Origin of the sequence: Acetivibrio ethanolgignens, assembly GCF_001461035.1 — a bacterium.
Lineage (GTDB): Bacteria > Bacillota > Clostridia > Lachnospirales > Lachnospiraceae > Velocimicrobium > Velocimicrobium ethanolgignens.
Genome location: NZ_LNAM01000001.1, coordinates 86921 through 111810, shown reverse-complemented (window position 1 = coordinate 111810; position 24890 = coordinate 86921). Strand labels below are relative to the sequence as shown.

Sequence of the window (24890 nt, the reverse complement as noted above, 5' to 3'; positions counted from 1 at the left end):
CAGTCGGGAGCCACCCGCTTCCTTATCAAGGTCCGGCGGGTTTTCTTACATAACTATCAGCCAATAACCGCTCCGTCAATGTTGGTGAAAACACCATCCTCGCTGTTATTTACTGCAGTCACCACTGTGTTATTCTTTACATTTACAATAAATGCCAAATCGTCCACCATCACCAGGGATTCCTTGATTCCTTTCTCCCTTGCTTTGTTGGTTCCCTGCTCTAACCGCTCCAGCTGAGTCTTTGACAAGTCAATGTTCCTGCTCTGTAATCTCTCATTCGCATGCTTGGAAAACCGAAGTCTCCGACTCTCCTCTGTCGCCTTTGTCTTCTCTAAGACCTCCTGGAAGGAAATTCCCTGTCCTTTTGAAAGAGAAGCCGCATTTCGGGTATTTGCCTGGCTATTATGAAGCTTTCCTGTCATCTCCTCAATGGAGGAGAATTTATTTCTCATAATGTTCATATATTTCACCCTTTGCATCCATGCTTATGCGTTTCCAATATTCTCTGCTTTATCTCCCGGCTCAGTTACATTCCCACTGTCATCTCCGGTGTTTCCTTCGTCCTTTGGAAGCTCTTCCATCTGCTTGTCTCCGGTAATCTTAACTGTTACCTTATTCGTTACCGTCGTAGTCAGCGGATCATTAAAGACAAATGCTAAGGAATGATTTCCAGCATCGGTTGCAGCAAAGGCTTCCTTGTTAATTGTAACCTTACCATCTTTATAGGAAAGATACTTATTAGCTACTACTTGTCCATCCAAAAGTACAACAACAGCGGATGCCTCATATTCATCCTTACCCAGGGATACCTTAACTATAATATCCTCCGGCTTCTGGTGATCATACTCAAAGCTCTGGGCTTCTACTGTTGGAAGCTTCTGGCTGACAACATAATTAGTACCTATCACTGTATAGAGATCATCCATGGAGTAAAGCTTATCCTTAATAGAGAGATAAGTTTTACTGCCCTTAGTCGTAACGTAATCTACCATACCCTGAATCAGATTTTCCCTGCCATCCGAATTTTTCGTTTTGATAATAACCTCTTTATCCACAAGAGAGAATGCCTGGGTATTGATTGTCGTAGCATTTAAGTTCTGCATCTGCTCTAACTGGGAAAAAGTAGCCAGCTGCTCTACAAACTGGGTATTATCTGTGGGATTTAGCGGATCCTGGTATTTCATCTGAGTAACCAGAAGCTGTAAGAACTGCTCCTTTCCCAACTCACTGGTTCCTGTCGTTTTCTTACTTGTGTTGGTGGTTTTCGTAGTTTCCCCGACAACCTGTCCCTCCTTAATTGGAAGTATTAAATCACTCATCCTTTTCCTCCTTCCTTTATCGCCTAAGCTATGTAATCAACCTGGCTTCCACTCTGAGTAATCGCTGCCGTGTCAATTGTCTCTTCCTCACCGTTGATATCCTCACCAAAGGCCTTCTGGATATCCTCTGTGGTGAGCCTTCTCTCCTTCGACTTTGACTGACCATGATTCTCCTGTCCGCCATTCATCTGGTTTCTTTCATCAAAGGCGAAGCTTTCAATATTGACCTCAATAGCCTCTACCTTAATGCCCTGGCTGTTTAAGCTTTCCTTCAGAGTCTGCATCTGGCTTTCCAGTGCTTCCTTTGTTACCTGATTCTGTGCGGTAAAGCTGGCGGTCAGATGACCCTCCTTGGAAACCACAGTAAGACTTACCTTTCCAAGATTCTCCGGATTCAGGGTAAGCTCCATGCTGGTAGTCTCCGGCTTTATCGTGATACGAATCTGCTCCAATACCTGATTTACAATGTCCCGCATTGCCTCAAGTCTTTGAGCCGCTGTCATACTCACCTCATCTATTGGCATATGGCTGCTCAGATTCTGAAGAAGCACATCCATAGGATTCTGACTCTTTTCACGGTCGAAGCTCTTTAAGCCTTCTTCCTTTGTATCGCTGCGGTTCTGAAAGCCTTCCCTACTGTCCTTCTTCTGTGAAGTCTCCTCCAAGTGCTTTTCTGGTTTAACTAAGCTTTCTGCTTCTTCACCAGCTTCCGATGCCTTAGGATTTTCCTCTTCCATCGATACCTCTGGCTTTTTTTCAGCTCCGGCTGTCTTTTCTGCCACAAGCTCTACCACAGGTCCGCCTTCCTCTGTTACCTTGCTTTGAATCCCTTCTTCATCCTTTACCGACGTTTCCAAAGCACCCTCCAAACCTTTAAGAAGCTCCGGCAGTTCCTCCATTGATGCCTGAATTCCGTTTTCAGAAAGAATTTCCTGGGTACCAAGCAAAAGTGTATTCAGCTGACTGCTTAAGCCTTCATCAGTGAGAAGCTCCATTGCATCGGCTTTATTTACCTCTAAGACCAGGGCCTGCATATTTTCCTGAAGTAAAAGCTTCAGATAATCTAATCCCAGGGCTGTCATTGCTGCCTCCAGTTCTTCTTCTGTAAGCCCCAGCTCTTCCTGCAGCAGATCCCTTACAGCTGCTTCCATCTTCTTAGTAAGCTCTGGTACTTCCTGACTGACTGCGGACTTTTCCTGAGCTACAGAAAGTGTCTTTGCCCTATCGGTTATCCCCTTGGAAGTAAACTGTCTGCCACAGGAAGGCTTCTGTTTTACTGCCTGAAGATCATCCTTCTGCCTTCCCAGCTGGTTATTCAGACTATCACCCATTACCTGTCCAAAGCTATTCCCTGTAGCAGTTCCAAGCTTCGCCAAAACCGTATCCCTGCCACTGGAACCCATCATTTGAATCGCCTGCGTCAACACGTTTGATGCTGTCATTGGTTTCCTCCCTTCTATTCAATTGTATTTATTACAAACAAGGTGCCTATTCTTGATCCATCAGGGTCATTTTTTTAGTTACCTTGGCTGCAAACTCACTTGACATATTTGCAATGATTTCAGCACTCTGCTGTGTCTTCATACTCTTTAGGATGCCACATACCAAATCCAAATCTCCAGTCATCTCACTTAAAATCTGCGCTGCTGTCGCAGGCTCCATCTTAGCAAACCGCTCACCCTGCTCCTTCATATTAGCATCCACCTGCAGCTGCTCAACTACCTGCTGATAAAGCTTCGCTGCATTTTCTTCATTAATACCTTCATAAAATTTCTTATATTCTTCAATATCCGGTGCCTTATCTGAAAATACAACCTCCCTATCAAACTCGGCTACCCTTTCTTCAAAAGTCTTCTGCTCTTCTTCAAAAGTCTTAAGGCGTGCAATTTCAGCCTCTAACTGTGCTATGTAATCGGAATTGGCTACCCCTGAGCTGTTCATGGAATCCAGCTGAAGCTCCAGCTCACTAATCCGTGCCATCGCTTCATCCAGGCTCTTATAGGTGTTACCCTCGCTGTCAGTGTAACCACCGCCACCCGGCAAAATCTTATTAATAATCGGAATATCCTCTAAAACCGGGGCCAACACCCGGCTTCCAAAGCCACCAACATCCATCTTTATCAATAGGGCAAAAACCGCCAGCCAGATAATCACGATTACTAAGGCAATCAGAAAGGATACAATCTTACTTCCCCTTTTTTCTGTCTCCGCTCCAGCCTCTGTGATATTTTCTATTTCATCCTTCTTTTTTCTAGCCATCTACTCTTCCTCACTGTCACGGTACATGAAGCTTACTCTTTCATCTACCTCTTTTTGTTCTTCTGCCTTCAGCTCCTCCATAAAAGTAAGAAAAGCCTGCTCTCTTAGATTTTCCTGTATCTTTCGCTCCTGAATTGCCTCATTCAGCTTAACTCTGGCTAATTCCAGCTGCTGCATTGCCGTAGTCACTGCAATACTCTGTATGCGAATTTTATATTTCATAATTTCTACAGCCTCTTCTGTCTGACATATTTCCCGGATATTAAGCTTTCCGGCTATACTTTCTGAGAGCTGCCTTTCATAGCTTTGCTTTTTTCCTTCCAGCATGGAAAGCTTCTCCTCTTCCTGATTAAGCCTTGCCCTTGCCTCACCAAAAGCGTTTTTTGCCTGCTCCTCCAGCTTCAGCTTTATCGACAGGAGGTTCTGCATCTTATAGATAAATTTTGCCATAATCAAGCATCCTCAAAAATTTGTTTCAGAAGCTCTTCCTCTTCTTCATACTCCAGCTTCTCATCTGTCTGCTGCCGCAGATACTCATTTACTGCATCAATTTTTTCAATTGCATAATCTATATTTTTATTAGAGCCATTTTTATAAGCTCCGATATTAATCAAATCCTCCGCCTCCGTATAGGTAGCCATAACGTTTTTAAGCATACCGGCATATTTCTTATGCTCACTGGAGGCTACACTGCTCATAACACGGGAAATACTCTGTAAAATATCAATGGCCGGGTAATGATTCTTATGTCCCAGCTTTCTGGACAAAATAATATGTCCATCTAAAATACCACGGGCAGTATCACTGATTGGCTCATTAAAATCATCACCGTCAACTAAAACTGCATAAAGACCGGTAATAGATCCTTTATCTGACCTTCCGGCCCGCTCTAAAAGCTTGGGCATCTCAGAATATACACTCGGCGGATATCCGCGGGATACCGGTGGTTCACCGGAAGCAAGGCCGATTTCTCTCTGAGCCATCGAAAAACGGGTCAGATTATCCATCATTAAAAGGACATCCTTACCCTGATCTCGGAAATACTCAGCAACTGCCGTTGCCGTCATCGCTGCCTTCTTACGAATCAGTGCCGGCTTATCCGAGGTAGCTACTACTACTACTGAACGCTTCATGCCCTCTTCTCCCAGGTCCCGTTCGATAAATTCACGAACCTCCCTGCCTCGCTCTCCTATCAGTGCGATTACATTAATATCAGCCCGGGTATTACGGGCAAACATGCCCATCAAGGTACTTTTTCCAACACCACTGCCGGCGAAAATTCCAATTCTCTGCCCCTTTCCCAGAGTGATCATACCGTCAACAGCCTTTACTCCCAAAGGAAGTACTTCGTCAATCATTTTTCGTTTCATCGGATCCGGTGGCGGTGCATCCAGCGGGTATGCTCTATCACAGGCCAGGGTCTCACCGGAAAGAGGACGTCCCAATCCATCCAGAACCTGCCCTAGAAGATTAGCACCTACCATAACCTTCAGGCACTCATCGGTATTTTCTACCCGGCTTCCCAAGCCTACCCCCTCAACACTTCCAAAGGGCATTAAAAGAACTCTGTCATCCCGGAAGCCAACTACCTCTGCCATAATTTCATTGCGTCCATCGGCAGAAATAATCTTACACAAATCATTTAGCTTAGCACTTGGTCCGATAGATTCTATCGTAAGACCAACTACCTTAACTACCTTTCCCAGGTGCTTTACATAGGACTTTTCCAGAAGCCGGTTATACCTCTGAAAGATAAATTCAAAATTTTCCATAAAACACCTGCTTTCCATAGTTAATATATCGGCACTTACAGCTCTTTGCTTAATGCCATGAGCCGGATATCCTCTGAAAGATTCTCCAGCTGAATATCCAGACTGCTTTCAATAATCGCTGTATCTGTTTCTATTACACATTGATTTTTAGTGAGCCCCTTATCCTCACGGAAGCTTAACTCACCCTGACCATCTAAAAGAGCCAGAAGCTCCTCCTTATGACTCTCTACCAGTGGATAATCCTCCTGGGAAATCCGAATCACAAAGCGGGTGCTTTTTCCAGTCTGCTCCAGTCCACATCGCACCAGATAAAGAATAACATCCTTTTTCCCTTCTACAACAGTACCTGTCAGCTTTTCCACAAGTTTTGCCATAAAATCAGCTATCATAGGCTCTATGCTGCGAAGCCTTTCCTGATAATCCTTTTCAAGCTCCTTTTGGTATTCCTGAAGCTTTTCCTTTTCTTTTTCAAGAATTTCCAAAGCCTCTGCCTGACCAGATTCCCTGCCGCTTTCATATCCGCTCTCATAAGCATCATTTTTTATATTCTCCGCGACACATCTGGCCTGACTAATCAGCTCGTCAGCCTGTCTTCTGGCTTCAGAAAGAACAACATTTTTCTCTGTCTCTATCTGCTCCCGCTCTTTTTTAAGAAGCTCATCGTAATTTACGGCTTTAACTCCCTCATGGAAGCCTCCGGCCTCCATATTTTCTCCTTTATTACAGGCCATTCCCGAAGCTGGCTGCTCCAGGAATGGATTTTTTTTGGAATGGTCTGAATCAATAATCCGCCGGTTCTCACTTTCCAAATTTATATAATTCCATTTAATCAGATTAGACAATCAGCTCGTCACCTCCGCCTCTTGCAATTACAATCTCTGCGGAATCCTCCAGCTTACGGATGATATTAACGATTTTCTGCTGTGCCTCCTCTACATCCTTAAGACGTACCGGTCCCATGAAATCCATATCCTCTTTAATCATGGTTGCCAGACGCTTGGACAGATTGTTAAAGATAACTGTCTGTACCTCTTCGTTAGATCCCTTAAGTGCAACTGCCAGCTCATTATTATCAACCTCACGCAGTACACGCTGGATAGAACGGTCGTCCAGAGAAAGAATATCCTCGAATACAAACATCTTCTTCCTGATTTCATCTGCCAGCTCTGGCTCTTCGATTTCGAGAGTTTCCATAATATGTTTTTCGGTACCACGGTCTACCGTGTTCAAAATCTCTACAATAGAATCGATACCACCAACAATTGTGTAATCCTGGTTTACCAAAGAAGACAGCTTCTGCTCCAATACCCGCTCTACCTCCTTGATTACATCCGGAGAAGTACGATCCATCATCGCAATACGCTTTGCAACATCCGCCTGCTTGTCCGGTGTCAGAGCTGACACAATCTGTGCCGCCTGCCCAGATGGCAGATAGGATAAAATCAAAGCAATTGTCTGTGGATGCTCATCCTGAATAAAGTTTAGAAGCTGGCTGGCATCAGTCTTTCGTACAAATTCAAAGGGACGAACCTGCAAGGAAGCCGTCAGCTTTCCAATGACATTCATTGCCTTTTCGGTACCCAGGGCTTTTTCCAGAAGCTCTTTCGCATAACCAACGCCACCTTCTGCAATATACTGCTGTGCCAGACAAACCTCATAGAACTCATCGAGCACCTCATCTTTTAAAGCTGGAGACACACTCCTGGTATTGGCTATTTCCAGAGTAAGCTGCTCTATTTCATCTTCCTTTAAATGTTTAAATATATTAGCAGATTTTTCCGGTCCCAGGGCAATTAAAAGAATCGCTGCTTTTTGTACACCTGTCATTTCCATATTTGCTGCCATTCTGATTACCCCCAATCATCCTGTAGCCAGTTGCGAAGCAAGGTCGCTACCGCTTCTGGATTCTCGTCTACAAACTTTTCTATCAATCGTCTCGTTTCGGACTTTTCGCTGAATTCGATATCCTCCAGAGACTGGTTTTCCTTGGTTGTTGCCAGAAGCTGTTCTACAGAAAGCTCCGGCTCCATCTCTGTTACCTCGACTGGTGCTGTACCACGGAATACTACAAAAATCAGCAAGGCTACAATCAGCACCGCCAGGATAATCATCAGGTAATTGGTAATGTCAAATGGTTCCCTAACCTCTTCGTTAAATACCGGCTGGCTGTATGCCATAATTGTAATATTTTCTACTGCAATTCCGGTAGCAGAAGCAATCAACTGATAATACTGCTCATCTACTGCAAGAGAAGCCCTTGTATTATTTGCCAGGATAAAATCCTCAAAGGTTGTACCATCCAAAAGCCCCTGACGCTTCAAGTCTTTTTCATTATACACAACATATTTTGTCAGTACAACCGACATAGAAGACTCCCCTGGTACAACAGCACCGATTTCATACTCTATATTTTTAATTCTTTCATTCGGAAGATAATCATACTTATCCAGCGTAATCTGTGTATCTGTAGTCCCTCCGGTTTGAATCATATAATCGGTATCCTCATCGTTAGACTCGGTTCCAGGAATACCACCAGAACCAGACGAACCCTTGGAAGAATACTGGTAGCTATGGGAATAAACACCCTGCTCCTGCCCTTCTGTAGGCGTATACTCAGTGTATTGCTCAGTAATCTTATTGAAATCATATTTCATATTAGAGGTGACATTGACATCATCAAACTCTGCCTTGACCATCATAGTCTCAACATCATAATTGAGCTGGTTCGTAAGCCTTCGCTTATATTCCTCCTTATCTGCAATCGCCCCACCCAGCAGCTCTTCCTGCTTGCCGCCAAACAAGAGATTTCTCTGACTGTCCATAATAACTACGCCATCTGCGGTCTCAGAACCCATAGCATTCGCCACCCACATAGCCATATACCGAGCCTGCTCGTCGGTTATCTCCTCAGATAAATCCAGGATAATGCTGACAGACGGCTCCTTTTCCTGTTCAAAAATTGTATATTCAGAAGCCGGCTTATCAATAATAACGGTCGCATCCCGGATGCCCTCCATCTTTAAAATATTATTCCTAAGCTGGGTCTGTGTCGCCAAGGTAATCTTCTGTTCCTTCTCTTTTTCTGTCGTTGACATAGAATTGTTAAAGGCGAAGTTTTCCCAGCCCATCTCATCTGTCAGAATATCATTGGAAGCCAGAAGATTAAGGCCCTTCGTATAATTTTTTTCCTCGACATATATAATTTTCCCATCTCTGGACTGCTCATAAGGAATCCCATTGCCCTCAAGAAGAGTTATAACCTCTGTCGCTTCTTTGCTATCTTCAAAGCTACCAAGCACCGCATCATATTTCGGTCTTGTAAGAAAATACGCCAAAAGGACAATCGTAAAAAATATGGCACATACCACACTAATTATGATTGTCTTCTGTCTGGTTGTATATTTATTCCAAAACTCCAGAAAACGCTCTGGAATCTTTTTTAAACGCTCCTGCATGCTGTTCTCTCCCGTTATCGTATACCGTATTTTAAGATTTGTTCCTTACTTAGAACTGAAGGTTCATAATCTCTTTATAAGCGTCCAGGATTGTATTACGGACTGCCACTGTATATTGCAACGAGATATTGGCCTTCTGTTGTGCAGCCATCAAATCAACCGGACTGTCTGAGGCCCCCATCGCAAAACGGATTTCTTCTTCCTCTACCTTATTCGTTAAATCATTGGTTTCATTTATCATATCCAGTGCTGACTGGAATAAAGTTTCAAAGGTCTGGTTCCTGGAAGGATTTACGGCATTCGCCTTATCACCCCATAATATATTCTCCGGAACGTTCCCGATAGATGAAATAGTGCTCATCTTTTATCCTCCTACTGTTTATTTGCCCATCTCCAATGTTTTCATATACATAGACTTTGATGCATTAAAAGCGGTTACATTCGCTTCATAAGCACGGCTGGCATCGATCAAATCTGTCATCTCCTGCACCACATTTACATTAGGGCAGGTAACATAACCGTCCTCATCTGCATCCGGATGGGATGGATCATAAACCATTCTTCCCTCCGAATCGTCCTCTACAATCTTTGATACCTTTACTCCATCAAGTCCGATGCCTGTTGCACCCATAGATAAATCAAGTGCCATTGCAAAGCTGGTTACACTTTTTTCTTCAAATACAACATTTTTCTTTTTATAAGGCTTTCCATTGGCGTCTCTTGTTGTATTAACGTTTGCAATATTCTGCGAAATAATATCACGTCTTACGCTCTGGGCAGTCATACCCGTAGCACTGACATTCATTGCTCCAAATACTGACATATATTACCTCCCCTTTTAGCTGTTACGGTTCAATACCATCTTAATCCGGCTGAATTCCTGACTCATCGAATCAATCAGAGTATAATAACGAAGCTGGTTCTTTGCAAGCTCCGCACTTTCCGTATCAATATCCACGTTGTTCCCATCCAGTCGGTAGCTCAATCCTGAATACTCCGTATAAGTGGTCGGATTCAAAGCAGATAAATCAATATTGTCGATATTATCATCCAGACTGTCACCGCCTGCTACTGCCGTCATAAGATAGGACTCAAACTGGACATCCTTTCTTTTATAGTTAGGGGTGCTTACGTTTGCAAGGTTGTTGCTGATTAATTCATCTCTCAGCCAACTGGCATCTGCCGCTTTGCCCAGAACATTGATATAATTGTATGCATTGGAACCAATCATCCTTCACACATCCTTTCTTTGCTATTATATCTTTTTTTTTTACAAAAAACAAGGAATATTGATAGGAAAATAGCCCTATTTCTACAACAAAAAAGGAAGTTCTGTATCAACTCCCTTTGTCGTAAGCCATCCAGGTCCTATATAGTTAACACATCTTGTTCTTTTTAATCTGTTTTAATTCATCAAAAACCACATCGTTGATGACCTTAATATAGGTCCCCTTCATACCAGAGGATCTGGACTCAATAACTCCAGCACTTTCAAACTTTCTAAGAGCATTTACAATAACAGAACGGGTAATACCAACACGGTCAGCAATCTTGCTGGCTACCAAAATTCCCTCTGTTCCATCCAGCTCATCAAAAATACTGGTAATCGCTTCCAGCTCAGAGAAAGATAAGGTGCTAATCGCTGATTTAACAATCTGTACCTTACGGCTTTCCTCTGCACTCTCCTCATTTACGGAGCGAAGCATCTCAAGCCCTACCACCGTAGTTCCATACTCACTTAGAATAATATCATCTATTGTATACTGAGACTGGTACTTGTACAGGAATAAAGTTCCCAGTCTCTCCCCTGCAATCTCAATCGGTATAATAATTGCCTGATATTCATTCACATTATCAAATTCAAACCCCAATGTCATCAGGTTAACATTTTCCTTGGTGGAAAGAATATTGAGAAGACGCTCATTCAACAGCTCGTCAATATGTCCCCCTACACTGTCCTTAATCAGCTCCCGAATCTCCGGAATATCATCCCGGTTCTTGATTCCCAGAACCTTTCCCTTTTTACTGATAACAAGGATATTGGATTCCAGTATTTCACTTAACACCTCACAGATATCATTAAATACCACCTTATGTGAATTGTTATTGTGCAACAGCTTATTTATCTTCCTTGTTTTGTCTAACAGCTGTACACTCATAGCGTTCCCCTCCTCCAACAGTCATACTTTACTGTACCATATGAGTGAATTTTACCACAATTTATTTGAAAATTCAATAGTTTTGTAATTTTTTATACAATTGTAGTTACAAAGCCACAGGTTTCGCTCATGCACACCAGTTTATTTCCTTTTTCTATCATACCACTGCCGCACTTTGGACACTTTTCTTTTGATGGCTTCTGCCAGGACATAAAATCACATTCCGGATTATTCTCACATCCAAAGTAACGTCTGCCCTTCTTGGTCTTACGGATAACAACTTCCTTTCCGCATTTCGGACAAGGTACTCCAATTTTTTCAAAATATGGCTTGGTATTCCGACACTCTGGAAATCCCGGACAAGCTAAGAATTTTCCATGAGGTCCGTATTTGATTACCATGTTTCTTCCACATTCCTCACAGACAACATCTGTCACTTCATCTTCAATCTTAATCTTTTCCAGAACCTCTCCTGCATGATCAACAGCTTCCTTTAAATCCGGATAAAAGTTGCGGACAACCGTCTTCCAGGCTACGGTACCATCTTCAACACAGTCTAAAAGCCCTTCCATGTTCGCTGTAAAATTGACATCTACAATCGTTGTAAAAGCCTCCATCATAATCTGATTAACTGCTTCTCCCAACTCTGTTACATAAAGATTTTTATTCTCTTTTACGATATATCTTCTCGCCAAAATTGTTGTAATTGTTGGTGCATAGGTACTTGGTCGTCCGATTCCAAGCTCTTCCAAGGCCTTTACCAGGGAAGCCTCGGTAAAATGTGCCGGCGGCTGGGTAAAATGCTGGCTTTCTTCCGTATCAGCAAGGATCAGCTTCATTCCATTTTCCAGATTTTTAGACAAAGTCGTTTTTTCGGCCTTATCCTCATCCGTGGTATAGACCATCATAAAACCTTCCTCTACCAAACGGGACGCAGCTGCAGTGAAGCGATAGCCATTCCCGTCTATCTTAACTGAGGTTGTCTCATAAAGAGCAGCTTTCATCCGGCTTGCTACAAAACGCTTCCAAATTAACTGATACAAACGGAACTGATCTCTACTCAAGGAATCCTTAAGCTTTGCCGGTGTCAGCTCCACATAGGTCGGACGGATTGCTTCATGAGCATCCTGTATCTTCTTACTGCTCTTTTTAGCTGTTTCCTCTTCTCCATTATACTGTTCTCCATAATTAGCACTGATAAATTCTCTGGCAGCGGCCTGTGCTTCCTCTGAAATACGGGTCGAATCCGTACGCAGATAGGTAATTACGCCGACAGTTCCGTTTCCCTTGACAGCAATACCCTCATACAGCTGCTGTGCCAGACGCATGGTTTTCTGCGTCGAGAAGTTCAGCATCTTAGCCGCTTCCTGCTGCAATGTACTCGTAGTAAACGGCAACGGTGCCCGCTTGATTCTTTCCCCTATCTTTACATCGCTAATAGAAAACTCTGCTTTTTCTATTTTTTTCAGAATTTCCTGTAATTCTTCCTCTGAATGAATATTCAGTTTTTCATCCTCTAATCCATAGAATTTGGCACGAAGAGGCTTTTTTTCTCCCTTCACTTTAAAGTCAGCCTCCAGAGTCCAGTATTCCTCTGGTACAAAAGCATCAATTTCCTTCTCTCGATCGCAGATGATACGAAGAGCTACCGACTGTACACGTCCTGCACTTAAGCCTCTTTTTACCTTTTCCCACAAAAGCGGACTAATACTGTAGCCCACCATGCGGTCAAGAGCACGCCTTGCCTGCTGGGCATCTACCAGATCCATGTCAATGTCTCTCGCCTGCTTCAAGGAATTCTTTACCGCATTCTGGGTAATCTCATTAAAGGTAATCCGGCTTGCCTTTTTCTCATCCAGCTTCAGGGCATGAAAAAGATGCCAGGAAATCGCTTCTCCCTCACGGTCCGGGTCCGTTGCCAGATATACCCTGTCTGCTTTTTTTACTTCCTTACGAAGCTTTGCCAATAAATCTCCTTTTCCCCGAATTGTAATATACTTTGGTTCAAAATCCTTTTCTACATCAATTCCCATCTGGCTCTTCGGAAGATCCCTTACATGTCCATTGGACGCCATAACCTCATAATTTTTTCCAAGAAATTTCTTAATTGTCGCAGCTTTTGCTGGTGACTCTACAATAACAAGATTTTTTGCCATTTCGATACCCTCACATCTGCTGTATTTACAGCACTATTACATAATATCCTCCACCGGCATCTTTTATTCTGCCGGATAGTTCCAGATTCAAAAGAGCTCCCATCACCTCAGAAACACTCCATTTTGTTTCCTCTACCAGAGTATTTAAGTGCTTGGGCTCCAAACTCAACCTACTATACACTATTTTTTCCTTTGTTTCAAGTGGAATATTATTTTTTTTATTTTTTCTTAATTTATACTTTTCTGAAAAACCATATTCCCTAAGTATCTCCTCCGGTGATTCTACCAGTGCTGCTCCCTGGCGGATAATCCAGTTACACCCCTTACTTAGCATATCTGTGCTTCTTCCCGGCAGAGCAAAAATATCCTTTCCCTGCTCCAGCCCCAGACTTACAGTAATCAGAGAACCACTTTTTTCCCTTGCTTCTATTACAAGGATTCCATCACATAGTCCACTGATAATGCGATTTCTCTGCGGAAAATAAGCCGAAAGCGGTGGTGTTCCCAGCTCATATTCCGACAAAATTCCTCCTTGGGAAAGAATTTTCTCATATAGCTTATAATTTTCCTTGGGATAGCAGATATCCGCTCCACAGCCCAAAACAGCAAAGGTTGCCCCACCTGCCTCTAATGCTCCCCAATGGGCATAGCTATCAATCCCCCTCGCCATTCCACTGACAATCTGCACCCCTGCATATGCCAGCTCTCTTCCAAAATATTTTGCCATCTCGCTTCCATAAGGAGTACAATTTCGTGCTCCCACAATAGCTATCGTAAGGATATCCTCTCTGGGAAGCTTTCCATTTACATATAGCCGCTCCGGTGGATTGGCAATATGCATAAGCTTCCCTGGATATTCTTTATCCTCTTTCTCTACCAGATATATGCTCCCTTTCATAATTTCACTCCTCCTTATCTCCAGTATTTTCTATCCAGGCTCCGGTAAAACACCGCTTCACTCAAATGACTGATTTCTATCCTATCCTTTCCTTCTATATCCGCGATAGTTCGGGCAAGCTTCAAAATCTTAAAATAAGCCCTGGTAGAAAATTCCTTCCGGTCAAAGACCTTTTCCAGAAAAGCTTCCTCCTTTCTCCTCAGGCGGATATATTTTTTCAAAAGGCTACCGGACAGTTGCCCATTAAACCGTATTTTCTCCCCTTCATATCTTTTTTCCTGTATTTTTCTTGCTGCCAGGATGCGTTTTTGTATCTGTGCAGAGGTTTCATCTCCTCTTCCCTGCTTTATATCTGAAAATTCTACCCTGGGAACCTCAACACAGATATCAATTCTATCTAAAAGCGGTCCGCTTAACCGGGACAGATAGCGTCTTACCTCGCTCTCACTACAGCTGCATTTATCCCGTTCCGGATAATAGCCACAGCTGCAGGGATTCATAGCTCCGATAAAAAGAAAGCCAGCCGGATAGCTGCAGCATCCGTGAAGTCTGTCTATCTGTATCCGCCCCTCTTCCATCGGCTGTCGCAGCACCTCCAGAGTAGACTTTTTAAATTCCGTCAGTTCATCTAAGAAAAGTACTCCGCCATGAGCCAGACTGATTTCTCCTACTCTTGGACGTGCTCCACCACCGGCCAGTGCAGAAGCCGTAATCGTGTGGTGTGGTGAACGAAAAGGCCGCTCTGTTATAAAATACGGTTCTCCCTTTAAAAGTCCAGCCGCACTATAAATGCGGGATATCTCCATAGCTTCCTCCTTTGAAAGCTTAGGCATAATCGTTGGAACTCGCCGGGCAGCCATCGTTTTTCCTGAACCGGGCGGCCCAATCATCAGCACATTATGCCACCCTGCTGCACTAATGGAAAGTGCCCTCTTTAAAGCCTCCTGACCAGCTATCTCCGCAAAGTCACTCTCTGACACTTCCTTTTTCTTATTGTCTGCTATTTCATCCTCCCGAGCCTCTCCAAGCTCTTTCCTTCCATTCAGATAGTCAACACCCTCCCTAAGATTTTTTACCGGAATAAGCTCTATTCCCTCCACATAGGCTGCCTCCTTGCGGTTCTCAAAGGGAAGCATACACTTTAAAAATCCCCTTTCTTTCGCTGCAAATAAAATTGGCAGAATTCCATCAACAGCACCTACGCTTCCGTCCAGAGAAAGCTCTCCTACAATTATAATATTTTTCAAATACTCCTGTGAAATATGACCGAATGCGGTCAGAATAGCTATAGCTGATGGAAGGTCATAGGACGTACCCTCCTTACGAATATCTGCCGGAGACAGATTCACTGTAATATGCTTTGGTAAAAGTGCGTAACCCGAATTCTTTATAGCAATCCGAACACGCTCTCTGGCTTCTCTCACCTCTGAAGCAAGATAACCAACCATAGAAAAGAGAGGTAACCCGTCGCTCACATCTGCTTCTACACAGATAATGGTTGCCTCTATTCCAAATACTGCTGCACTATAAATTCTATAAAACATCGCTTTGTTGTCAGAAATCGCCTATGCCGACATTATACCATAAGTCCTGCATTTGTCAATTCCTCCTGAATGTGCTATACTATAAAAAAATACTAAAGAGATACTATTTATATGGAAGAAACAGCATCAGAAAAATCAAAATCCCTGGTTGTATTGACCGGGGACTCTATTTTCATGGGGATCCTGCAGTCAGTAGGCGACAGCCAGCACCCACTCCAGTATGACATTAATCACTTCTTCTGTAATTAATGTCATACTGGATCTTTTATTTATTGGTGTCTTTCGTATGGGAGTTGGTTCTACGGCTGCTGCCACTGTAATTTCCTTATTTCATCAGCTCTTCCATTTCCTGAATCAGACTGCCGAAAATCTGCAGTGCCTCATGAATTGGCTTCTTGGTTGTCATATCTACACCGGCATCCTTAAGAAGGTCTGTCGGAGACTTGGTACAGCCGCCGGATAAAAACTTAAGATACCGCTCAACTGCCGGCTGTCCCTCCTTTAAAATCATCTGGCTGAGTGCCATAGAGGCAGCAAAGCTGGTAGCATACTGATATACATAGAAATTGTAATAAAAATGCGGAATTCTTGCCCACTCAATGGCAATCTCCTCATCTACTACCATGTCCTCACCATAATACTGTACATTTAAATCATAATAAAGCTTCTTTAAGCTCTCAGCCGTCAGGGACTTACCTTCTTCTACCATCTTATGGGTCAGCATTTCAAACTCTGCAAGCATGGTCTGACGGTACAGGGTTGTTCTGAACTGCTCCATGAAATAATTTATCAGATATGCTCTCTTTTTCTTATCCTCCGTATGATTTAAAAGATGGTTCATAAGCAGAGCCTCATTACAGGTGGAAGCTACCTCTGCTACGAAAATCTTATACTCACTGTCCATTATGTTATTATTCTTTGCTGAAAAATAGGAATGCAGGGCATGTCCCATCTCATGCACCAAAGTAAACTCAGAATCCAGATTATGCTGGAAATTCATCAGGACATATGGATGATGGCTGTAATTACCTGCGGAATAAGCACCACTTCGTTTTCCTTCATTTTCATACTTATCAATCCAGCGGTTCGTAAAGCCCTCCTCCAAAAGGCCCACATATTCATCGCCCAACACCTTAAGGGCCGCCTTGATTTCCTCCTGTGCCTGTGGATAATCAATCTTAGCATCCATTTCTCCCACGATTGGTACATATATGTCATACATATGAAGCTCATCTACCTTTAAAAGCTTCTTTCTGAGAGCCATATACTGGTGCAGATAAGCCATATACTCATGAACGGCCTCAATCAAGTTAAAATAAACCTCCTTTGGCACATTGTTGACATCAACCGCCGCCTCCAGAGCAGAATCATATTTTCTTGCCTTTGCATAAAAGCAATTCGCCTTTACCTTTCCTTCGTACAAGGCTGCAAAGGTATTTTTATACTGTTCATATCTTCCATAATACGCCTTAAAGGTATCCCGGCGTACTCTCGCATCCGGGCTCTCCAACATCGGTACAAAGCGTCCGGTAGATACCTTTACCATCTCACCCTTTTCATCTGCTACCGTTGGATTTTCAAAATCTGCATTACATAAAAGCGAAAAGGCCTTCTCTGTGCCGCCAGCCATCTCCTGTGAGGAGGCTAACAGCTCCTCCAGCTCCGGCGTCAGAGTATGCGGACGCAGTCTTCTCGTATTATCTATGCTTACCTTATAATTTTTAAGCTCTGGAGCCTCTGCATAAAGCTTCTCCAGTGCAGCATCCTCTATTTTAGCAATAAGGGTCTCAATCGGTGCATTTTTCTCCAGAAATTTATTGTATACACTGGTCATCTTACCACGCAGCTCCTGATAGTGGGCATTGGCTGTATCTACATCTCCATTTCTCGAAGCATAAGCAAAGGTATCATCCAGAAGAAGCCACACCTCCTCCAGCTTTTTATAATACTCTAAAACCTTTGTACCCCCCTGGCTCAAATACTCCCCGGTAAATACCGAAAACTCTGAAATCAGCTTTTCCAGCTTATCTACCGCATCAAAAAACTCCTCTTCCGTTGCAAATAAATCCTCAATAGCCCAGGTATCTTCCCTTTTTACCTGCTCTCTCTTTAATAATTCCTCTGCCATTATTTTATATCTCCTTTTTGTCACTTATTTCCAGTATCTTTTTTATTTCATCCATAAAGGTATTTGCATCCTTAAACTCCCGGTAAACCGAAGCAAAACGGACATAGGCCACCTGGTCAAAATCCTTAAGCTTATCCATAACAATCATTCCAATCTGACTACTTGGAATCTCCTTTGCCTCCAGATTAAAAATCGCTGCCTCTATCTCATCCACAAGCATATTAATCCGCTCTACAGAAATCGGCCGCTTATGGCAGGACCTGAAAATACCGGATTCAATCTTTGTTCGGTCATAGGGCTCTCTATCCTGATTTTTCTTAATTACCACCAGGGGAATCGCTTCTACCTTCTCATATGTCGTAAATCTCTTCTTGCACTCATCGCACTGCCTCCTGCGTCGAATGGAGCTCCCATCCTCTGTTGGCCTGGAATCAATAACTCTTGTGTTTTCTTCCCCACAAAAAGGACATTTCATATTGCTACCTCCTCACCTGCACTAAATATATCCTTTACTAGCTTACCACATTCGGATTCTTAATTCCAGAGAAAATTTCAAAGCATTTTCCTCCCTATTTTTTCTACTCTTCATAAGTTTACAGAAAATCCAAGAGCGACATCTGATTTGATATCGGCAGTCCCTCCAGAATTCCCAGCTCTACCATCTTATCTACGATTGTCGTGCTGACCTTGCTCCGCTGACGGAAATCATCCTGGGATAGGAACTTTCCTTCTGCTGCCGCATCGACCACCGCCTCTGCCGCCTTATCTCCCATACCATCAATCGAGCTTAAGGATGGCATAATTTTCCCATCAATAATCTGAAAATGCCGGGCCTTGGCACGATACAAATCAATCGGCATGAATTCAAAGCCCCGAGCATACATTTCCTGGACGATTTTCATGTCCTTTACAGTATCCTGCTCCTTCTTGCTCAGCTCGTTACTACGGCGTTTGAAATCTGCCAGATAGTACTCTAATTTTTCTCTGCCCTGGCACATCAGCTCATAGTTGAAGGCCGAGGCACGGATGCTGAAATAAGCTGCATAATAGGCCAGTGGCTCATATACCTTAAACCAGGCAATACGGAAGGCCATCATAACATAAGCCGCTGCATGAGCCTTCGGGAACATATACTTAATTCGCCGGCAGGATTCCATGTACCATTCCGGCACTCCTGCTGCCCGCATGGCCTCCTCCATCTCCGGCTTCAAGCCCTTTCCCTTACGGACACTTTCCATAATTTTAAAGGCAAGTCCATTTTCTACCCCGGTATGAATCAAAAAGGTCATAATATCGTCACGGGTACAAATCGCCGTGGACAGCGTACAGTTACCCTGACTGATGAAATACTGGGCATTGTTAAGCCATACATCCGTACCATGGGACAGCCCGGAGATACGCACCAGATCCGAAAAGGTCTTTGGTTTTGTATCTCTAAGCATCTGCATAACGAAATCTGTACCAAACTCCGGTATTCCAAGACTTCCCAAATCACAACCATCCAAATCTCCCGGCGTTATTCCCAGTGCTGACAAATTATCAAACAGAGACAATACCTTTTCATCATCCAGACGGATTGACTTTGCATCTACTCCGGTTAAATCCTCCAGCATACGAATCATGGTAGGATCATCATGACCGAGAATATCAAGCTTTAATAGGTTATGATCAATGGAGTGATAATCAAAGTGGGTGGTTATCGTCGAAGTCGTCATATCGTTGGCCGGATGCTGTACTGGTGTAAAGGAATAGATTTCCTCTCCATGGGGAAGTACGATAATTCCACCCGGATGCTGGCCTGTTGTCCTGCGTACTCCTACGCAGCCTTCTGCTTCCCGTTCCATCTCAGCCCGTCTCCGGTGCTGCTCCCTTTCTTCATAGTATTTATAAACATAGCCATAGGCTGTTTTCTCTGCCAGTGTACCAATGGTTCCTGCACGGAAGGTCTGTCCCTTACCAAAGATAACCTCCGTATAATCGTGGGCATGACACTGATATTCACCAGAGAAGTTAAGGTCGATATCCGGCTCCTTATCGCCATAAAAGCCTAAGAAGGTTTCAAAGGGAATCTCATGTCCATCCTTACTAAGAGGCTTTCCACAGACCGGACACAGCTTATCCGGCATATCGCAGCCGGAACGGCCGGCATAGGCCTTGACCTCCTCCGAATCAAAATCTGAATAAAAGCAGTTGGTACAGTAATAGTGGGCAGGAAGTGGATTTACCTCTGTAATACCGGACATAGTAGCCACAAAGGAGGAGCCTACTGAGCCACGAGAGCCCACCAGATAGCCATCCTCATTGGACTTCCAAACCAGCTTCTGGGCAATAATGTACATTACAGCAAAGCCATTTCCAATGATGGAATTTAGCTCCTTTTTCAGCCTTGCCTCTACAATCTCCGGCAAATTCGGCCCATACATGGAATGAGCCTTATCATAACAAATCTGAGTCAGAGTCTCAGCTGAATTTTCAATCACCGGCGGGCACTTATCCGGCCGTACCGGCGATATCCGCTCAATCCTATCGGCAATTATATTGGTGTTGGTGATAACCACCTCTCTTGCCTTTTCCTCTCCCAAATAGGAAAATTCTGAAAGCATCTCCTCTGTTGTCCGAAGATACAAGGGTGCCTGCATATCAGCATCCTTAAAGCCCTTACCTGCCATAATGATACGACGGTAAAGCTCATCCTCCGGATCAAGAAAATGCACGTCACAGGTCGCTACTACAGGCTTGTTAAACTCCTCTCCCAGGGCAACGATTTTTTTATTAATCGCAATCAAATCCTCTTCAGACTGTATATCATTATATTTTTCCTCCCGCACCATGAAGGCGTTGTTGCCAAGAGGCTGGATTTCCAGATAATCGTAAAAGTTTACTAAGCGATTGATTTCCTCCTGGGACTGTCCTCTTAAAATTGCCTGATACAGCTCTCCCGCCTCACAGGCAGAGCCAATCATAAGTCCTTCTCTGTTTTCCTCAAAGACGCTCTTTGGAATCCGGGGTCTTCGGCTGTAGTAATCAATATGAGACAACGAAACCAGCTTATAGAGATTAATCCTTCCGGTATCGTTTTTTGCCAGAATTACAGCATGATGGGTTGGAAGCTTTTTAATCACCTCTGGTGAAGCCTTACTCAGCTCATCTAACTGAGACAGCGTGAAAATTTCCTGTTCTTTCAGCATTTCTATGAATTTCACAAAAATTTCCCCTGTGGCTCCGGCATCATCTACCGCCCGGTGATGATTTTCCAGAGAAATATCCAGAGCCTTTGCCACTACATTCAGCTTAAATTTATTTAAATCTGGTAAAAGAGCTCTTGCCATGCCAACAGTATCCACTACAGTAAAATCAGTAGAGATTCCCAGCATCTTTGCCTTCTGGGTAATAAAGCTTACATCAAAGCCTGCATTGTGAGCCACCAGCACACAGCCCTCACAAAAGGCCAGAAATTCCGGCAGAATTTTATCTATCATCGGATAAGGCAACACCATTTCATCGCTAATACCGGTTAGCTGCTCAATTTCAAAAGGAATCGGCCGGTCAGGATTAACAAAGGTACTGTATTTTTCCGTAATCTGTCCATCTACTACCTTTACTGCACCGATTTCAATAATTGCATCCTTCACCGGGCCAAAGCCGGTGGTTTCGATATCAAAAACAACACAGGGTGCATCCAGAGACTGTCCCCTGTCATTTTCCACGATATTTTTTAAATCGTCTACCAGATAAGCCTCACAGCCATAAATAATTTTAAAATCATCTCCCTTATCCAGGGAATGGCTGGCATCGGTAAAGGCCTGTACTACACCATGGTCCGTAATAGCAATGGCCTTATGCCCCCAGGCCTTGGCACGCTTTATCATTGTTTTAACGTCTACAACAGCATCCATATCACTCATCAGGGTATGGGCATGAAGCTCCACACGCTTCTCAGTACTATTGTCCATCCGTACAGAGGTAAAATCAGATATCGTCTTGATACCGACAATCGAACTGATTCCTACCTCATGGTCATAGCGATCCAGCAAGGCCATTCCTTTCAGACGGATAAAGGCTCCTTTTGTAAGCTTCTCTGTCACTTCTGCTGTCTGCTCATTTTTTAAAAACAGCTTACCTGCAATCGTGTCTGTAAAATCCGTTACATTAAAAATCAAAAGGGTCTTTTCATTTCGAAGTTCTCTGGCCTCCACAAAGGTTACCTTTCCCTGGATAACCACCTCACCGACCTCATCCTGAATATCACGGATTGGTGTCGTTTCTCCGTCAAAGGGCCTTCCGTAAAAGATATCGGGATCCTCCGGCAGCTTACGGAAACTCCGTTTGTAAGCAGGCTTTTCCCCTGAAACCTTTTTCGGTTCAAAGGTTTTCTTATCATCAGAAGCTTCACCTGCCGTATTTTCAAAATTACCTGCACCTGAAGAAGCCGTATTCCCCTTAAGTCTTTCCCTCGCCAGCTCTCCCCGCTCCTGCATCAGACGTCCAGGAGTATAAAATACCGGCTCCTCCTCTTCCTTTTTCTCTGGCTCATAATAATCATAGACAACCGAGATAGAAAAGCCACAGCGGTCATTAAAGATATATAAAAGCTTCTCCTTTAGCTCCGGGGTCTTCTGCTTAATCACTGAGTTGTCCTCGCAGGTCAGATGAAGCACATCCCCTTCAAAATGCCATTCGGCACTTCTTAAGATATTGGCTTCTAAGATGCTTTCCTCCTTAAGCTCCTCTATCATACTGTCCAAGTACATCGGCATCAGCTTTTCTGGAGTATAGCTTTCCGAAAGCGTAAAGGCCGGAATCAAAGCCACACTTTCCGGCGTACCTAAAAAAAGCTGCTTTTTCATCTGGTATTCCATCGTCTTGATATTCCGATAGGATAAAAGCCGCCTGTGCTTTATATGTATTTTAATAAGGTGGTGACTCCTGGAAGCCACCACACGCTCTACCTCTGCCTCTTCAAAAAGCCGATGGAGCTCCTCACCCACATGCAGCTCTTCAAATGCCTCAAAAAATAACATCCTAATCACCTATTTCCAGTGTAAAAGCTCCTGTCGCAGAGTCTCCAACAGCTTCTGCTCCGGTACCTTTTTTATAATTTCACCTTTTTTAATCAAAAGTCCCTCACCATGACCGCCGGCAATTCCGATATCAGCTTCCTTTGCCTCTCCCGGACCATTAACAACACAGCCCATAACAGCCACCTTAATATCCAGATCAAAATCCTGAATCATATCCTCTACCTGATTAGCCAGGCCAATCAAATCAATCTGTGTTCTTCCACAGGTCGGACAGGAGACTACTTCGATACCACCCTTGCGAAGTCCCAGAGTCTTTAAAATCGTCTTTGCTGTCTTTACCTCCTCCTCCGGAGCTCCGGTTAAGGATACCCGGATGGTATCGCCAATACCGGCAGAAAGAATTGCTCCCAGGCCTACTGCAGATTTAATATTACCGGAATACAGCGTACCAGCCTCTGTAATACCTACATGCAGAGGATATCTTGTTTTCTCTGCAATCAGCTGATGAGCCTTAATACACATTGGTACATTAGAGGACTTGATGCTGATAACCAGATTATCGTAATTCATCTCCTCTATGAGGTGTACCTTATCCAGAGCACTTTCTACCAGTCCCTCTGCGGTAACACAGCCATATTTTTCGATCAACGACTTTTCCAGGGAGCCACTGTTCACTCCCACACGAATCGGAATATTTCGCTCCTTTGCCACATCTACCACAGCCCTTACCCGCTCTGTGGCACCGATATTTCCCGGATTAATCCGAATCTTATCTGCACCGTTTTCCATCGCTGCAATCGCCAGCTTATAATCAAAATGAATATCCGCTACTAAAGGAATCGATATTTGCTTTTTAATCTCTCTTAAAGCCTTTGCAGCCTCCACCGTTGGTACGGCACAGCGGATAATTTCGCAGCCAGCCTTAGTAAGTCGCTGAATCTGGGCTACTGTAGCCTCTACATCCTCCGTTTTTGTATTTGTCATTGACTGAATCAGTATCGGATTACCACCACCGATTTTCCGGTCTCCAATCAAAACCACCCTTGTATTATCACGAAACATAGCTTTTCTCCTATAAAATCCTTGCAATATCATTGTACATTACGAATACCATGAAAAGCATCAGCACTACCAGTCCGGCAAAGTGTACCATTCCTTCCTTTTCCCGGTCTACCGGCTTGCCCCGGAGGGCTTCAATCAAAAGAAAGACCAGACGTCCACCATCCAGTGCCGGTATCGGCAGAAGGTTCATAACACCAAGGTTGGCACTAATTAAGATGCTCATTCTTAAAATAACGGCAACGACATTTAAAAGCCCATAGCTTTTACCTGCATCCACTGCTGTTCCTACCATATTTACAATACCAACTGGCCCGGATATCTCCTTAGCACTGACCTTTCCGGTAATCAGCTGTCCTAGACTCTTGATTGTCAATTCAATCCAGTATCTTACCTCCGTCAGACTATATTTTACTAATTCAATAGGATTTGCCTTTTCATAAGTGCCTCCATAGCCAAAGCCCAGACGGTAGCTTCCATTTTCATCCTTTACCGGAGTCACTAGCGTTGTATGCTCTTCCCCATCACGGACAGATATAATTTCTACCGGCTCCCCGGATAAAGGCTGAAACTGCATAACACTGGAAATGTCCCGGGAGATAACAATGTTTTTCCCATTTATCTCCTTAATCACCTCTCCCACCTGAAAACCAGCCTCCTCCATCGGCATCCCCGGCTCCAGCTGTCCAATTACCGGCTTATCATATCCGGCAATTCCAATAATAATAAAAGAAAGTACAAAGGCCAAAATAAAGTTAAAAAACGGACCTGCAAAGATAACGGAAATTCTCGCCCAGACCCCCTTATTATTAAAGGCATCCAAAGAAGGGTTTGCCTCGTCCTCTCCCAGCATCATACAGGAACCCCCGATTGGAAACAGCTTCCAGGAATATTTAGTAACATCCTGCCAATCCTCCCGGTTCTCAAAATTCTCTTGAGAGATAAAAAATGCGGTCTTAATTCCTTCCTTTGTCTTAGCCAGAGTGATAATTCTCGTGCCCATGCCCACAGAAAATTCAATAACTCCCACACCATTCTTCTTTGCTAGAAGAAAGTGTCCCAGCTCATGAATTACGATAATCACCGTAAATATTAAAATTGCAATTACTATATTCATCTA

Annotated in this window: 21 protein-coding genes and 1 pseudogene; 1 reads left to right on the top strand and 21 read right to left on the bottom strand. The window is 43.6% G+C overall.

Annotation, left to right across the window (positions count from 1 at the left end):
- Nucleotides 1–56: 56 nt before the first annotated feature.
- The 16 genes from ASU35_RS00490 to ASU35_RS00415 all read right to left on the bottom strand — a co-directional run bounded on the left by ASU35_RS00490 (nucleotide 57) and on the right by ASU35_RS00415 (nucleotide 15562).
- Complete coding sequence (locus ASU35_RS00490) at nucleotides 57–461, bottom strand: TIGR02530 family flagellar biosynthesis protein (protein WP_058351220.1); 405 nt, start codon at nucleotides 459–461, stop codon at nucleotides 57–59.
- A 24-nt stretch (nucleotides 462–485) separates the two neighbouring features.
- Entirely contained in the window at nucleotides 486–1319 is an 834-nt protein-coding gene (locus tag ASU35_RS00485) for a flagellar hook assembly protein FlgD (RefSeq protein WP_058351160.1), read from the bottom strand.
- A 23-nt stretch (nucleotides 1320–1342) separates the two neighbouring features.
- Nucleotides 1343–2761, bottom strand: coding sequence for a flagellar hook-length control protein FliK (locus tag ASU35_RS00480; protein WP_058351159.1), 1419 nt, complete (start codon nucleotides 2759–2761; stop codon nucleotides 1343–1345).
- A 46-nt stretch (nucleotides 2762–2807) separates the two neighbouring features.
- A complete protein-coding gene (locus ASU35_RS00475; RefSeq protein ID WP_058351158.1) occupies nucleotides 2808–3578 on the bottom strand; it encodes a MotE family protein in 771 nt (256 codons plus the stop codon).
- Nucleotides 3579–4028, bottom strand: a complete 450-nt coding sequence (fliJ, locus tag ASU35_RS00470; RefSeq protein WP_058351157.1) for a flagellar export protein FliJ — start codon at nucleotides 4026–4028, stop codon at nucleotides 3579–3581.
- 2 nt (nucleotides 4029–4030) lie between these two features.
- Nucleotides 4031–5350, bottom strand: coding sequence for a flagellar protein export ATPase FliI (gene fliI, locus ASU35_RS00465; protein WP_058351156.1), 1320 nt, complete (start codon nucleotides 5348–5350; stop codon nucleotides 4031–4033).
- Nucleotides 5351–5385: 35 nt separating this feature from the next.
- Complete coding sequence (locus ASU35_RS00460; protein WP_058351155.1) at nucleotides 5386–6192, bottom strand: FliH/SctL family protein; 807 nt, start codon at nucleotides 6190–6192, stop codon at nucleotides 5386–5388.
- Nucleotides 6185–7195, bottom strand: coding sequence for a flagellar motor switch protein FliG (gene fliG / locus ASU35_RS00455; RefSeq protein ID WP_058351154.1), 1011 nt, complete (start codon nucleotides 7193–7195; stop codon nucleotides 6185–6187). Before fliG ends, ASU35_RS00460 begins: the two co-directional genes overlap by 8 nt.
- A 5-nt stretch (nucleotides 7196–7200) precedes the next feature.
- On the bottom strand, nucleotides 7201–8805 hold the full coding sequence (locus tag ASU35_RS00450) for a flagellar M-ring protein FliF C-terminal domain-containing protein (protein WP_058351153.1): 1605 nt from the start codon (nucleotides 8803–8805) through the stop codon (nucleotides 7201–7203).
- Nucleotides 8806–8854: 49 nt separating this feature from the next.
- Nucleotides 8855–9166, bottom strand: coding sequence for a flagellar hook-basal body complex protein FliE (fliE, locus tag ASU35_RS00445; protein WP_058351152.1), 312 nt, complete (start codon nucleotides 9164–9166; stop codon nucleotides 8855–8857).
- An 18-nt stretch (nucleotides 9167–9184) separates the two neighbouring features.
- The gene (gene flgC, locus ASU35_RS00440; RefSeq protein ID WP_058351151.1) at nucleotides 9185–9628 is read right to left on the bottom strand and encodes a flagellar basal body rod protein FlgC; all 444 of its coding nucleotides are present in this window, start codon (nucleotides 9626–9628) and stop codon (nucleotides 9185–9187) included.
- A 15-nt stretch (nucleotides 9629–9643) separates the two neighbouring features.
- Nucleotides 9644–10036 carry a flagellar basal body rod protein FlgB gene (gene flgB, locus ASU35_RS00435; RefSeq protein WP_058351150.1) on the bottom strand — a complete coding sequence of 131 codons (393 nt, stop codon included), beginning with the start codon at nucleotides 10034–10036 and terminating at the stop codon, nucleotides 9644–9646.
- 145 nt (nucleotides 10037–10181) lie between these two features.
- Nucleotides 10182–10964, bottom strand: coding sequence for a GTP-sensing pleiotropic transcriptional regulator CodY (codY, locus tag ASU35_RS00430; RefSeq protein ID WP_058351149.1), 783 nt, complete (start codon nucleotides 10962–10964; stop codon nucleotides 10182–10184).
- Between the two features lie 92 nt (nucleotides 10965–11056).
- Nucleotides 11057–13120, bottom strand: coding sequence for a type I DNA topoisomerase (topA, locus tag ASU35_RS00425; RefSeq protein WP_058351148.1), 2064 nt, complete (start codon nucleotides 13118–13120; stop codon nucleotides 11057–11059).
- A gap of 25 nt (nucleotides 13121–13145) precedes the next feature.
- A complete protein-coding gene (dprA, locus tag ASU35_RS00420) occupies nucleotides 13146–14018 on the bottom strand; it encodes a DNA-processing protein DprA (RefSeq protein WP_058351147.1) in 873 nt (290 codons plus the stop codon).
- A gap of 14 nt (nucleotides 14019–14032) precedes the next feature.
- The gene (locus tag ASU35_RS00415) at nucleotides 14033–15562 is read right to left on the bottom strand and encodes a YifB family Mg chelatase-like AAA ATPase (protein ID WP_058351146.1); all 1530 of its coding nucleotides are present in this window, start codon (nucleotides 15560–15562) and stop codon (nucleotides 14033–14035) included.
- Nucleotides 15563–15727: 165 nt separating this feature from the next.
- Between ASU35_RS00415 and ASU35_RS20860 the strand changes: the two are divergent.
- Nucleotides 15728–15893: pseudogene (locus ASU35_RS20860) on the top strand (MATE family efflux transporter); the annotation flags it as partial.
- Here ASU35_RS20860 and pepF read toward each other — a convergent pair.
- The 5 genes from pepF to rseP form a co-directional block, all read right to left on the bottom strand.
- A complete protein-coding gene (gene pepF / locus ASU35_RS00410; RefSeq protein ID WP_058351145.1) occupies nucleotides 15888–17690 on the bottom strand; it encodes an oligoendopeptidase F in 1803 nt (600 codons plus the stop codon). The pseudogene ASU35_RS20860 and the gene pepF overlap by 6 nt on opposite strands.
- A gap of 4 nt (nucleotides 17691–17694) precedes the next feature.
- Nucleotides 17695–18165 carry a transcriptional regulator NrdR gene (gene nrdR, locus ASU35_RS00405; RefSeq protein ID WP_058351144.1) on the bottom strand — a complete coding sequence of 157 codons (471 nt, stop codon included), beginning with the start codon at nucleotides 18163–18165 and terminating at the stop codon, nucleotides 17695–17697.
- Nucleotides 18166–18283: 118 nt separating this feature from the next.
- Nucleotides 18284–22711: a PolC-type DNA polymerase III gene (locus ASU35_RS00400; protein WP_058351143.1), complete on the bottom strand. Its 4428-nt coding sequence runs from the start codon at nucleotides 22709–22711 to the stop codon at nucleotides 18284–18286.
- A 9-nt stretch (nucleotides 22712–22720) separates the two neighbouring features.
- Nucleotides 22721–23773: a flavodoxin-dependent (E)-4-hydroxy-3-methylbut-2-enyl-diphosphate synthase gene (gene ispG / locus ASU35_RS00395; protein ID WP_058351142.1), complete on the bottom strand. Its 1053-nt coding sequence runs from the start codon at nucleotides 23771–23773 to the stop codon at nucleotides 22721–22723.
- Between the two features lie 10 nt (nucleotides 23774–23783).
- Nucleotides 23784–24887 (bottom strand): RIP metalloprotease RseP, encoded by a 1104-nt coding sequence (gene rseP, locus ASU35_RS00390; RefSeq protein ID WP_058351141.1) that lies wholly within the window; start codon nucleotides 24885–24887, stop codon nucleotides 23784–23786.
- Nucleotides 24888–24890 lie beyond the last annotated feature (3 nt).

Coding starts and splice junctions, on each gene's coding strand:
- codY (WP_058351149.1), bottom strand. CDS start 10,964: ATGAGTGTACAGCTGTTAGACAAAACAAGGAAGATAAATAAGCTGTTG.
- nrdR (WP_058351144.1), bottom strand. CDS start 18,165: ATGAAATGTCCTTTTTGTGGGGAAGAAAACACAAGAGTTATTGATTCC.
- fliI (WP_058351156.1), bottom strand. CDS start 5,350: ATGGAAAATTTTGAATTTATCTTTCAGAGGTATAACCGGCTTCTGGAA.
- ASU35_RS00415 (WP_058351146.1), bottom strand. CDS start 15,562: ATGTTTTATAGAATTTATAGTGCAGCAGTATTTGGAATAGAGGCAACC.
- ASU35_RS00480 (WP_058351159.1), bottom strand. CDS start 2,761: ATGACAGCATCAAACGTGTTGACGCAGGCGATTCAAATGATGGGTTCC.
- ASU35_RS00475 (WP_058351158.1), bottom strand. CDS start 3,578: ATGGCTAGAAAAAAGAAGGATGAAATAGAAAATATCACAGAGGCTGGA.
- ispG (WP_058351142.1), bottom strand. CDS start 23,773: ATGTTTCGTGATAATACAAGGGTGGTTTTGATTGGAGACCGGAAAATC.
- fliG (WP_058351154.1), bottom strand. CDS start 7,195: ATGGCAGCAAATATGGAAATGACAGGTGTACAAAAAGCAGCGATTCTT.
- flgC (WP_058351151.1), bottom strand. CDS start 9,628: ATGTCAGTATTTGGAGCAATGAATGTCAGTGCTACGGGTATGACTGCC.
- fliJ (WP_058351157.1), bottom strand. CDS start 4,028: ATGGCAAAATTTATCTATAAGATGCAGAACCTCCTGTCGATAAAGCTG.
- flgB (WP_058351150.1), bottom strand. CDS start 10,036: ATGATTGGTTCCAATGCATACAATTATATCAATGTTCTGGGCAAAGCG.
- ASU35_RS00490 (WP_058351220.1), bottom strand. CDS start 461: ATGAACATTATGAGAAATAAATTCTCCTCCATTGAGGAGATGACAGGA.
- ASU35_RS00450 (WP_058351153.1), bottom strand. CDS start 8,805: ATGCAGGAGCGTTTAAAAAAGATTCCAGAGCGTTTTCTGGAGTTTTGG.
- fliE (WP_058351152.1), bottom strand. CDS start 9,166: ATGAGCACTATTTCATCTATCGGGAACGTTCCGGAGAATATATTATGG.
- topA (WP_058351148.1), bottom strand. CDS start 13,120: ATGGCAAAAAATCTTGTTATTGTAGAGTCACCAGCAAAAGCTGCGACA.
- ASU35_RS00485 (WP_058351160.1), bottom strand. CDS start 1,319: ATGAGTGATTTAATACTTCCAATTAAGGAGGGACAGGTTGTCGGGGAA.
- ASU35_RS00400 (WP_058351143.1), bottom strand. CDS start 22,711: ATGTTATTTTTTGAGGCATTTGAAGAGCTGCATGTGGGTGAGGAGCTC.
- rseP (WP_058351141.1), bottom strand. CDS start 24,887: ATGAATATAGTAATTGCAATTTTAATATTTACGGTGATTATCGTAATT.
- dprA (WP_058351147.1), bottom strand. CDS start 14,018: ATGAAAGGGAGCATATATCTGGTAGAGAAAGAGGATAAAGAATATCCA.
- pepF (WP_058351145.1), bottom strand. CDS start 17,690: ATGGCAGAGGAATTATTAAAGAGAGAGCAGGTAAAAAGGGAAGATACC.